General features: G+C 66.1%; 9 protein-coding genes. 8 read left to right on the forward strand and 1 reads right to left on the reverse strand.

The window, feature by feature from the left end:
• Positions 1-31: 31 nt before the first annotated feature.
• The 5 genes from AC5RWT_RS29505 (at position 32) to AC5RWT_RS29525 (ending at position 5,684) form a co-directional block, all read left to right on the forward strand.
• A complete protein-coding gene (locus AC5RWT_RS29505) occupies positions 32-1,102 on the forward strand; it encodes a PhoH family protein (protein WP_493968017.1) in 1,071 nt (356 codons plus the stop codon).
• Entirely contained in the window at positions 1,099-1,572 is a 474-nt protein-coding gene (ybeY, locus tag AC5RWT_RS29510; RefSeq protein WP_494083303.1) for an rRNA maturation RNase YbeY, read from the forward strand. The genes AC5RWT_RS29505 and ybeY overlap by 4 nt, the downstream gene beginning before the upstream one ends.
• Positions 1,573-1,582: 10 nt before the next feature.
• On the forward strand, positions 1,583-2,917 hold the full coding sequence (locus AC5RWT_RS29515; RefSeq protein WP_494083304.1) for a hemolysin family protein: 1,335 nt from the start codon (positions 1,583-1,585) through the stop codon (positions 2,915-2,917).
• A gap of 29 nt (positions 2,918-2,946) precedes the next feature.
• Complete coding sequence (gene era, locus AC5RWT_RS29520; protein ID WP_494083310.1) at positions 2,947-3,894, forward strand: GTPase Era; 948 nt, start codon at positions 2,947-2,949, stop codon at positions 3,892-3,894.
• A 239-nt stretch (positions 3,895-4,133) separates the two neighbouring features.
• Positions 4,134-5,684 (forward strand): LCP family protein, encoded by a 1,551-nt coding sequence (locus AC5RWT_RS29525; protein ID WP_494083305.1) that lies wholly within the window; start codon positions 4,134-4,136, stop codon positions 5,682-5,684.
• A gap of 6 nt (positions 5,685-5,690) precedes the next feature.
• On the opposite strand, the gene AC5RWT_RS29530 is transcribed toward AC5RWT_RS29525, so the two are convergent.
• A complete protein-coding gene (locus AC5RWT_RS29530) occupies positions 5,691-7,631 on the reverse strand; it encodes a M13 family metallopeptidase (RefSeq protein WP_494083306.1) in 1,941 nt (646 codons plus the stop codon).
• Positions 7,632-7,844: 213 nt separating this feature from the next.
• Between AC5RWT_RS29530 and leuA the strand changes: the two genes are divergently transcribed.
• The 3 genes from leuA to AC5RWT_RS29545 all read left to right on the forward strand — a co-directional run.
• Positions 7,845-9,596 (forward strand): 2-isopropylmalate synthase, encoded by a 1,752-nt coding sequence (gene leuA, locus AC5RWT_RS29535; RefSeq protein ID WP_494083307.1) that lies wholly within the window; start codon positions 7,845-7,847, stop codon positions 9,594-9,596.
• Between the two features lie 70 nt (positions 9,597-9,666).
• Positions 9,667-10,419: a DNA repair protein RecO gene (recO, locus tag AC5RWT_RS29540; protein ID WP_494083308.1), complete on the forward strand. Its 753-nt coding sequence runs from the start codon at positions 9,667-9,669 to the stop codon at positions 10,417-10,419.
• On the forward strand, positions 10,416-11,152 hold a 737-nt coding region (locus AC5RWT_RS29545; RefSeq protein ID WP_494083309.1), incomplete at its 3' end, for an isoprenyl transferase. The genes recO and AC5RWT_RS29545, both read left to right, overlap by 4 nt.

An 11,152-nucleotide genomic window follows, 5' to 3' on the forward strand; every position in this document is an offset into this window, starting at 1 on the left:
AGGAGCGATGAAAGGCCACATCGGCCGGACTATGTCCCAATCACGCCTGGATGTCGATCCGCTGGGATCAAGCAGCCGTTCCGTCCATTTCGATTCGTCGGAACACATGGTCAAGGCGCTCGGCGCCCACGATGAGGTGCTGCGGGTCATCGAGTCGGAGTTCAGCGATGTGAACCTGCATGTGCGCGGCAACGAACTCTCTATTTCCGGACCCGCTGACGCGGTCCAGCTGACACTGAACCTGGTGGAAGAGATCAGGGCCCTGGCCGCCAAGGATACGCGGGTCACCCCGCAGGTGGTCGCCCAGTTGCTCCGCATGCTCGGCGAACAGTCGGTCCAGCGGCCCGCCGAGGTCCTGACCCTGAACATCCTCTCCTCGCGCGGCCGCAATATCCGGCCCAAGACCCTGAATCAAAAGAACTACGTCGAAGCCATCGACAACCACACCGTGGTGTTCGGCATCGGTCCCGCCGGCACCGGCAAGACCTACCTTGCGATGGCCAAGGCTGTGCAGGCACTGCAGCACAAGGAAGTCAACCGCATTATCCTGACGCGTCCGGCCGTCGAAGCCGGGGAACGTTTGGGCTTCCTGCCGGGCACGCTCAGCGACAAGATCGACCCGTACCTGCGCCCGCTCTACGACGCGCTGCACGACATGATGGATCCGGAGTCGATTCCCCGGCTGATGGCCGCGGGCACCATCGAGGTGGCTCCGCTGGCCTACATGCGCGGACGCACGCTCAACGATGCCTTCATCATTCTGGACGAGGCGCAGAACACCACCCCGGAACAAATGAAAATGTTCCTGACCCGGCTCGGCTTCGGCTCCAAAATGGTCGTGACCGGCGACGTGACGCAAATCGACCTTCCCGGCGGCACCAGCTCGGGCCTGAAGATCGTGAGCGAAATACTCGACGGTGTGGAGGACGTCCGTTTCTCCCAGCTGGATGCCACCGACGTGGTCCGCCACCGGCTGGTCAGCGACATCGTCACGGCCTACAGCCGCTGGGACGAGAGCCGCCGGACCCCGGGCGGCCACGCACCGCGGCGCACGCCCGCTGCCAGACGGAAGACGGAAGCCGGCCCGGAGGGTGGAGCATGAGCATCGAGGTCAACAACGAATCAACCATCGCCGCGGACGAAGAAGAGTTGGTGCGGCTGGCGCGGTTCGTGCTGGATTCGCTCTATGTCCATCCGGAAGCGGAGCTCTCCATCATCATGGTGGATACCGAAGCGATGGAACGTCTGCACATTGAGTGGATGGATGAGCCCGGTGCCACCGACGTGCTGTCCTTCCCGATGGACGAGCTGCGCCCGGGTACCGCCATGAAGCCGGGCCCGCCCGGAGTTCTCGGCGATATTGTGATCTGCCCGCAGGTGGCGCAGCAGCAGGCGCAGAGCGCCGGCCACGGCCTGTTTGACGAGATGCTGCTGCTGACCACGCACGGCATCCTGCATCTGCTCGGTTTCGATCACGCGGAGCCGGCCGAAAAGGAAGAAATGTTCGGTCTGCAGCGCCAGCTGCTGTCGTCCTTTACGGGCAAGGCCGCCCCCACCGAAACCACGCTGTAGAGACGCGACGATGCTCTGGATTCTTGCCGGCATGACGTTGGCTTTCACGCTCTTCGCCGGAGTGCTCACCGCTGCCGAGGCGGCCTTCACCTACTTGCCGCGCCACGATGCCGAGCACTTGCTGCGTTCCGGACGCAGCCGCAGCCTGCGGCTCATCCTCGCCTCTCCGGCGGCCCACATGCACGGGCTGCGGTTCTGGCGCGTCTGGTTCGAAATGGCCGCCGCCGTGGCGATCGCGCTTCTGTTCCATGATCTGCTCGACAACATCTGGCTGGCCGGGCTGCTCGCCACCGTGACGATGGCCGCCGTGGGATTCGTGCTGGTCGGGGTTTCTCCGCGGCAACTGGGCCGGATGCACGCCAGCGCCGTCGTGCTCTCCACCGCATCGCTGGTCAGGCTGCTGTGCGCGCTGCTGGGACCGGTGCCCCGGTGGCTGGTGCGCCTGGGCAGCGTGGTCGCCCCTAATGCGCCGCGTGCCGATGCCGCGTTCTTCACCGAAGAGGAATTCCGCGAGCTCGTGGACCGGGCCAACGAGTCCGACATGATCGAGGACACCGAGGCCGAACTGATCCACTCGGTCTTCGAACTGGGCGACACCAAGGTCCGTGCCGTCATGGTGCCGCGCACGGACATGCTCACCATCGACTCCGGCTCCACGCTGCAGGAGGCCATGACGCTGTTCCTCCAGTCCGGCTATTCGCGGATCCCGGTGATCATGGATACGGCCGACCAGGTCCGAGGCATCCTCTACCTCAAGGACGTCGCCGCCAAGATCCATGGCCGTGGTGACCACGGTGCCGGCATGCTGGTGGACCAGATCTGCCGCGAGGTCCGCTACGTTCCCGAGTCCAAGGCGGTGGGTGAGCTGCTGCAGGAAATGCAGCGCGAGAGCACGCACGTAGCCATCGTGATCGACGAATACGGCGGGACCGCCGGTCTGGTTACCCTGGAGGACCTGATCGAGGAGATTGTCGGCGAAATCGTCGACGAGTACGACACCGAGCGCCCCGAGATCGAGTCGCTGCCCGACGGCCTCTTCCGCGTCAGCGCCCGCACCAGCATCGAGGACGTGGGGGAACTGTTCGGACTGGAACTGGACGACGAAGAGGTGGACACCGTCGGCGGACTGCTGGCAAAAACCTTGGGCCGGGTGCCGATCGTGGGCAGCGAAGTACAGCTGGGAGGCCTGCATCTGCTGGCAGAACGGCTGGAGGGGCGGCGCAACCGCGTCAGCCATGTCCTGGCGTGGTACCAAGCGCAGGCCCCGGACCAGTCCGTTAACGACGACGGCTCTGCTGCCGCCAATGATGCCGCCCGCTTGCCCGGGACGGAGAGGGAACGATGACCAACCCCGAAAACACCACCGACAAGGCCATGGCGATGCCGTCGAGCGGCTGGCCGGAAGGCTACCGCGCCGGCTTCGTCTCGCTGGTGGGCCGGCCCAACGCCGGCAAATCGACGTTGACCAACGCGCTGGTTGGCCAGAAGGTCGCCATCACGTCCGCGAAACCGCAAACCACCCGGCACACCATCCGTGGCATTGTGCACCGGCCGGATGCCCAGCTGGTGCTGGTGGACACCCCGGGGCTGCACCGTCCCCGGACGCTGCTGGGGCAGCGGCTGAACGACCTGGTGGCCGACACGCTGGCGGAAGTCGACGCGATCGGCTTCTGCCTGCCGGCCAACGAAAAGATCGGCCCCGGCGACCGTTTCATCGCCAACCAGCTGGCCGGGCTCTCCCGCAAACCGGTGGTGGCCCTTGTCACCAAGACCGACCTGATGGACAAGCAGGCGCTGGCCGAGCAGCTGCTGGCCGTGTCCGCGCTGGGCACGGAGGTTTTCGGTCCGGACGGCTTCGCCGAGATCGTGCCGGTTTCCGCAGCCAAGGGCGACCAGGTGCACACGGTCGCCGACGTCCTGGTCCGGCAGATGCCGCTGTCGCCGCCGCTGTATCCCGACGGAGAGCTCACGGATGAGCCGGAAGCCGTCATGGTGGCCGAACTTGTCCGGGAAGCAGCCCTGGAGGGCGTGCGCGACGAACTGCCGCACTCGTTGGCTGTAGTCGTCGAGGAGATCGTTCCGCGGGAAGGCCGCGGCGCCGACAATCAGCTGCTTGATGTGCGCGTGAACCTGTTCGTCGAGCGTCCCTCCCAGAAGGCGATCATCATCGGCAAAGGCGGAGCCAGGCTGCGAGACGTGGGCACGCGCGCCCGCAAGGGCATCGAGGGTCTGCTGGGCACCCGCGTCTACCTGGACCTGCACGTGAAAATCGCCAAGGACTGGCAGCGGGACCCCAAGCAGCTGGTGCGCCTCGGCTTCTGAGCAGGGGCGCCGTCGGGAACTTTCCGCAGCTGCAGCCCGTAGAATACTTACCGGCCCGATCCGGGGCAGGCAAGGATCTTTTCATAACTTCCAAACGTGCAGAGGGGAACTCCGTGGTTCATCGCGACAGTTTCAGTGATGAACCGCAGGCCTCCGCCGGCCAGGTCCCGACGGGCCGGGTCCCGGACGGTTCCGGACCGCAGCGGCGTGTGCCGTCGCGGGGAACCACCCCGCGGCACATGGGACGGGGACCCAACCGCCTGTGGCTCAAGCTCGTGGCCGGTGCCTTGGCACTCGCTCTGGCGGCCGGCGTTGGCGTCGTCGTCTTCAAAATCGTGGCCCTGCGCGACAGCATCAGCACCTCGCCGCTGAACCTGGGCACCGAAGGAGCAGGCCTGCCGGTGGACCTCAGCCGTGATCCCGTGCAGATCCTCATCCTGGGTACCGACACGCGGGAAGGCACCGGCGGCAAATACGGCTCGGACGGAGATTCAGCCGGCCGGGGAAAATCCGACGTGATGATGCTCGTGAACCTGTCAGCGGACCGGGAACGAGTCACCGTCGTGAGTTTGCCGCGCGACCTGCTGACCACCATCCCCAGCTGCACCGACCCGGAGACCGGCGAGGTCTATCCCGAGCAGCAGTCCGCCCAGCTCAATGCAGCACTGAGCTACGGCGGGCCCGGATGCACCGTGGCCGCGGTGAATAAGATGACCGGGTTGCAGATCGACCACTTCATGATGGCGGACTTCAACGCGGTCAAGGAGCTTTCCACGGTCATCGGTGGCGTGGAAGTCTGCGTCAATGAGCCGATTAATGACACCTACTCGAAGCTGCGGCTGCCGGCAGGCGTGAGCACCGTGCAGGGCGAGCAGGCGCTGGCGTTCCTGCGCACCCGCCACTCCTTCGGCGACGGCGGAGACCGGGGCCGGATCCGGGCGCAACAAAGCTTCCTGGCCTCCATGGTTCGCAAAATCCAGTCCGAAGGCACCCTGACCAACGTGCCCCGTCTCTACTCCATCGCCGATGCAGTGGTCCGCAACCTCACCGTGGACGACGGGCTGGCCGAGATTCCGAGGCTGCTGGCCTTGGCCGACCGGGTCAAAGACGTGAATCTTGGGAAAGTCGCGTTCATCGCGCTGCCCACGCAGAGCGCTCCGACGGACCCAAACCGTTTGGTACTGGACGAGGGGCCGGCGCAGGAGCTGTTCCGCATTCTTCGCCAGGACGGCGATGTCACCGCAGCCGAGGTCAACGCCGCCGGGGTGCCCGGTGCGGCGTCCACGGACACGGCGGGTCCGGATTCCGGATCCGGCGCGGACGCCGGGGCATCGCCGAAGGCGACCGGCGACGCAGGGGCCACGGCAGGAGCGACGACGGCGCCGGGGGAGAACGGGGCCACCGGGAAGCCGGCACTGCCTTTCGATCCGGCCGTGCAGCCCGTCGAGGTCATCAACGCCTCCGGCGCGGCTAACCGCGACAAGCAGCTGGCACAGCAGTTGAAGGGACTGGGCTACGTCCAGGCGGCTCCGGCGGCGGGCGAAGCCGAACGGACGACCACGCAGCTCTTCTATTCCTCGGGGTTCGAACAGGTCGCCCTCGCCCTGGCCGAGGAACTGAATGTCCCCAAGGCCAACGTGCTGGTCTCCGGAGACTACTACGGAGTCGCGCTCTCGGTCGGCAAGGACTTTGCCAGCGGCGAGCGGTTGAAAGCGACCGGCGGTGTGGCCGGCGGCTTCAAGGGCCAGACCGCCGACCAGGTAACCTGCCAGCAGTCCGGCGCCTTTTAGCGGGCGCTACCAGATCCTGACGCGCTCGTCCGGGGAGAGCCACAGTCCGTCGCCGGCGACGGTGGCGAAGGCCTCATGGAACGCGTCCAGGTTGCGCACCACCTGGTTGCAGCGGAATTCGTTCGGGGCATGCGGGTCGATTGCCAGCCGCCGCACCGCCTCTTCGGAACGCATCTTTTGGCGCCAGCATTCGGCCCAGGAGTAAAAGAACCGCTGACTGCCGGTCAGCCCGTCGATCACCGGGGCTTCCTCGCCTGCCAGGCTCAGCCGGTAGGCACGGTACGCAATCGCCAGCCCGCCCAGATCGCCGATGTTTTCGCCCAGCGTGAGTTCGCCGTTGACGGTGCTTCCGGGGGCCTCGGACGGGGTCAGCGCGGCGTACTGAGCCACCAGTTTGCCGGTGAGCTGCTCGAAAGCGGCCCGGTCCTCGTCCGACCACCAGTTCCGCAGGGCGCCGGTTCCGTCGTACTGGGATCCCTTGTCATCAAAGCCGTGTCCGATTTCGTGACCGATGACCGCCCCGATGGCACCGTAGTTGGCCGCAGCGTCGGCGTCGGCGTCGAAGAAGGGCGGCTGCAGGATTGCTGCCGGGAAGACTATTTCATTCATGGTGGGCATGTAGTAGGCGTTCACCGTCTGCGGCGTCATGTGCCATTCGGTGCGGTCGATGGGCCCGCCCAGCTTCGCCAGATTGCGGCGGACCTCGAACTCGTTCGCGGCCTGGACGTTGGCCCAGACATCGTCGCCGGGCACAAAGCTGGAGTAGTCGATCCACTTCTCCGGGTAGCCGATCTTGGTGCGGAAACCGGCGAGCTTCTCCAGCGCTTTGCCGATCGTGGCGCCGCTGAGCCAGGGCAGGGCGGAAATGCTCTCGCGGTAGGCGGCCAGCAGGTTGGCGACCAGTTCATTCATCCGCTCCTTGTGCGCCGGCGGGAAATGCCGCGCCACGTATTCCTGTCCAATGGCCTCGCCCAGGGCGCCTTCCACCAGGGCCACGCCGCGCTTCCACCGGTCCTTCAGCTCCGGGGTGCCGCTGAGGGTGCGGCCGTAGAAGCCAAAGTGGGTCTGGACTGCCTCCTCGTGAAGGTAGGGCGCCGCCGTCGTCAGCACCTGGAGCCTCAGCCAGGCCTGCCAGGCCTCCAGCGGTTCGCTGTCCAGCAGCCCGTCCAAGGTGCGCAGGAATTCGGGTTGGCAGACCACCAGTTCGCCGGCGCTGCCTGCTTCAGGCCCCAGCGCGGCCAGCCACTCCGGCATCCAGCCGGCCACCTGTGCCACCTGCTCAACCGTGCGCAAGTTGTAGGTCTGCTGCGGGTCCCGGCAGGAGACCTTGTCCAGGTGGCCGGACGCCAGCTTGCGCTCCAGTGCCAGCGCGGCGTCGGCCTGGGCGGGATCGAAGCCGGCCAGCTGCAGCATCGTCGCGGCGTACCCGCGGTAGGCCTCGCGGACCTGCGCGAACTCTTCTTCGCGGTAGTAGGCCTCATCCGGCAGTCCCAGCCCCGCTTGGTACAGGTAGATCAGGTAGCGGGTGGGGTCTCCGGCGTCGTTGTTGACGAAGAACGCCAACGGGTAAGCAGCACCGCTGCGGCTGAAGGAGCCGATGACCTCGCGCAGCGCGTCCCGGTCGGAGATCTTCGCGATGGCCGCAAACTGCTCGGCCAACGGCGAAAAGCCTTTGGCCTCCACGGTTTCGGTGTCCATGAAGCCGGCATAGAGCACGCCGATCTTGCCCGAGGGGCTCGCCGGGTCCGGGTGCTTGGCGGCGTCTTCGATGATCGCCCGCACGGATTCTTCCGCGGCGTCACGCAGGGCGGTGAAGGAACCTTCCAGCGGCCGGTCGTCAGGAATGGCCGTTTCCGCCAGCCATTTCCCGTTAACGTGCCGGAACAGGTCGTCCTGCGGGCGGACGGCCGGGTCGATGTTGGACAATACGATGCCTGAGCGGCTCACGGAGCGCCTCATTTCATGGTTGCTTTCATCTATTCCCTGACATCCTACGCACCGTGCTAGGGTGACAATGTGCGCGCAGGAATGCTCCTTCTTAGCTGCCGCGGCGAGGCCACGCGAACTACTGTTTGACAGGCCGAACCCTCGCTGCGGAGTTTTTGTTGCCCGGCCAAAATTCTTCAATTAGCTCTCTTGAGAAAAGGCCACACCACTAAAATGCGAAACGCACAAAAGTCCTCCGGAATGCCCATCCATAAGTACATTCCCTTCCAGGACCAGATCACCGTAGACCTGCCCGACCGCACGTGGCCGGACAAAGTAATGACCCAGGCCCCGCGCTGGTGCGCTGTGGACCTGCGCGACGGCAACCAGGCGCTGATCGATCCGATGAGCCCCGAGCGCAAGCACAAAATGTTCGATCTGCTGGTGAAAATGGGCTACAAGGAGATCGAGGTCGGTTTCCCGTCCGCGTCGCAGACCGACTTCGACTTCGTCCGCCAGCTGATTGAAGGCGACCGCATTCCCGATGATGTGACGATCCAGGTCCTCACCCAGTCCCGCGAACACCTGATCGAGCGCACCTACGAGTCCATCGCCGGCGCCGGCCGTGCCATCGTGCACCTGTACAACTCCACCTCCGTGCTGCAGCGCCGGGTGGTCTTCCGCGAAGACCAGGACGGCATCGTGGACATCGCCTTGCAGGGCGCCCGGCTGTGCCGCAAGTACGAAGAGGGCCTGAAGGGCACCGAGATCACCTACGAGTACTCGCCCGAGTCCTACACCGGCACCGAGCTGGAGTTCGCCGCCCGCATCTGCAATGCCGTCACCGATGTCTTTGAAATCTCGGCGGACCGCAACGTCATCCTGAACCTGCCGGCCACCGTGGAGATGGCCACCCCGAACGTTTACGCCGACTCCATCGAGTGGATGTCGCGGAACCTGAACAACCGGGAAAACGTGATCCTCTCGCTGCACCCGCACAACGACCGTGGAACCGGCGTGGCTGCGGCGGAACTGGGCTACCTGGCGGGCGCCGACCGGATCGAAGGCTGCCTGTTCGGCAACGGCGAGCGGACCGGCAACGTGGACCTGGTGACGCTGGGGCTGAACATGTTCAGCCAGGGCATTGATCCGATGATCGACTTCTCCAACATCGACGAAATCCGGCGGACCGTTGAGTACTGCAACCAACTGCCGGTTCCCGAACGCTCTCCGTACGGCGGCGACCTGGTGTTCACTGCCTTCTCCGGCTCCCACCAGGACGCCATTAAGAAGGGCTTTGAGGCCATGGAGGCCGACGCTGCCGCCCAAGGCAAGACGGTGGACGACCTGGTCTGGGCGGTGCCGTACCTGCCGGTGGACCCCAAGGACCTGGGCCGCAGCTACGAAGCGGTCATCCGGGTGAACTCGCAGTCCGGCAAGGGCGGCGTGGCCTACCTGCTCAAGCATGAGCACAAGCTGGACCTGCCGCGCCGGGCGCAGATCGAATTCTCCGGCGTGATCCAGCGCCGCACCGACACCGTGGGCGGCGAAGTCAGCCCGGCACAGCTGTGGGAGACCTTCAACGACGAGTACCTGCCGACCCCGGAGAACCAGTGGGGCCACTACACGCTGGGATCGGTCAAGACCGACAGCGCCGACGACGGATCCTTCCAGCTCACGGCCACCATGGGCGTGGACGGCGTCCAGAGCCGCCGCACGGCTGAAGGAAACGGACCAATCGCCGCACTGCTGGAAATCTTCCGGGAGGACGGCGTGGATGTGCGGGTGCTGGACTATACCGAGCACGCCCTGTCCGAGGGCGGCAACGCCCGGGCAGCGGCCTACGTCGAGTGCGCCGTGGGCGACCGGGTGCTGTGGGGCATAGGCATCGACACCAACACCACCATGGCTTCGCTCAAGGCCGTGGTCTCCGCAGTGAACCGCGCCATCCGCGACGAAGCGGCCAAGAGCGTCGGCTCGCTCTAGGAAACAAACCCTTCGGGGCCTCCCTGCCGTTTCGCGGCGGGGAGGCCCCGCGTAGTGGGAGAATGGAACGGTGTCCAACAGATCTTTCGCCTCCCGCACCTACCGGGACCAGGGCGTCATCCTGCGGACCCACAAACTGGGCGAAGCGGACAGGATCATCACGCTGCTGACCAAGCAGCACGGCCAGATCAGGGCGGTGGCCAAAGGTGTGCGCCGGACCAGCAGCAAATTCGGCGCCGTGCTGGAGCCGTTCATGGTGGCGGACCTGCAGCTCGTCTCCGGCCGCAGCCTGGACATCGTCACCCAGGCGCAAATGGTGGGTCCCTACGGCCGGGACATTGCGGCCGACTACACCAAGTACACGTCCGCCGCCGCCATCTGCGAAACGGCGGAAAAACTGACCGATGTCGACGGTGAATCGGCCGGAGCCCAGTACGGGCTGGTCATCGGTGCGCTCTCTGCCCTCAGCCGCAGCGTGCACGCCCCCGAGTTGATTCTTGATTCCTACCTGCTGCGGGCTTTGGCGACGGCGGGCTGGGCCCCCAGTTTCGACGCCTGCGCCCGCTGCGGCGCCGCCGGCCCGCATACTGCCTTCGCTGCTCCACTGGGCGGCGCGGTGTGCCACGACTGCCGCCCGCCGGGATCGGCCTCGCCTGCACCGGAGACGATGCAGTTGCTGGCGGCCCTGCTCTCGGCGGATTGGCCAGCAGCGGACGCGTCCGCCTCCGGCCCGCGCCGCGAAGCTGCCGGACTCGTGGCCGCTTATCTGCAGTGGCACCTTGAACGAACCCTGAAATCCCTCAAGCATGTGGAGCGAGTGTGACCCCGACTTCCCGGAAACCGCAGCGGCCGTGGCCGCATTCCTCCGGCGCCGTGCCGCCGGCCCTGCCGCCGGCACTGGTGCCGGAACATGTGGCCATCGTGATGGATGGCAACGGCCGCTGGGCCAACCAGCGCGGGCTGCCGCGCACCGAGGGGCACCGGGCGGGGGAGGCAGCCCTGCTCGACGTGATGGCGGGTGCGATCGAAATCGGTGTCAAACATGTCAGCGTGTATGCCTTTTCCACCGAGAACTGGAAGCGGTCCCCGGAAGAGGTCCGTTTCCTGATGGGCTTCAGCCGGGATGTGCTGCGCCGGCAGCGCGACCAGCTGGACGCCTGGGGCGTGCGGATCCGCTGGTCCGGCCGCAGGCCCCGGCTGTGGAAATCGGTGGTCAACGAGTTGGAGGCCGCCGAGCGCCAGACGGCGGGCAATTCCACCTGCACGCTGACCATGTGCGTTAACTACGGGGGACGGGCGGAGATTGCCGACGCCGCCGCCGCCATCGCTGCCGATGTCGCGGCGGGGCGGCTGCGGGCTTCCTCGGTGTCGGAGAAGACCGTGCAGCGCTATCTGGACGAGCCGGACCTGCCCGACGTCGACCTGTTCCTGCGCACCTCGGGGGAGCAGCGCTTCTCCAATTTCATGCTGTGGCAGTCCGCGTATGCGGAGATGGTCTTCATGGATACCCTGTGGCCCGACGTCGACCGCCGCACGCTCTGGGAAGCCATCGACAT

This window comes from Arthrobacter sp. Dra40 (assembly GCF_059091905.1).

Coding starts and splice junctions, on each gene's coding strand:
- AC5RWT_RS29525 (WP_494083305.1), top strand. CDS start 4,134: ATGGGACGGGGACCCAACCGCCTGTGGCTCAAGCTCGTGGCCGGTGCC.
- AC5RWT_RS29505 (WP_493968017.1), top strand. CDS start 32: ATGTCCCAATCACGCCTGGATGTCGATCCGCTGGGATCAAGCAGCCGT.
- ybeY (WP_494083303.1), top strand. CDS start 1,099: ATGAGCATCGAGGTCAACAACGAATCAACCATCGCCGCGGACGAAGAA.
- leuA (WP_494083307.1), top strand. CDS start 7,845: ATGCGAAACGCACAAAAGTCCTCCGGAATGCCCATCCATAAGTACATT.
- AC5RWT_RS29515 (WP_494083304.1), top strand. CDS start 1,583: ATGCTCTGGATTCTTGCCGGCATGACGTTGGCTTTCACGCTCTTCGCC.
- era (WP_494083310.1), top strand. CDS start 2,947: ATGGCGATGCCGTCGAGCGGCTGGCCGGAAGGCTACCGCGCCGGCTTC.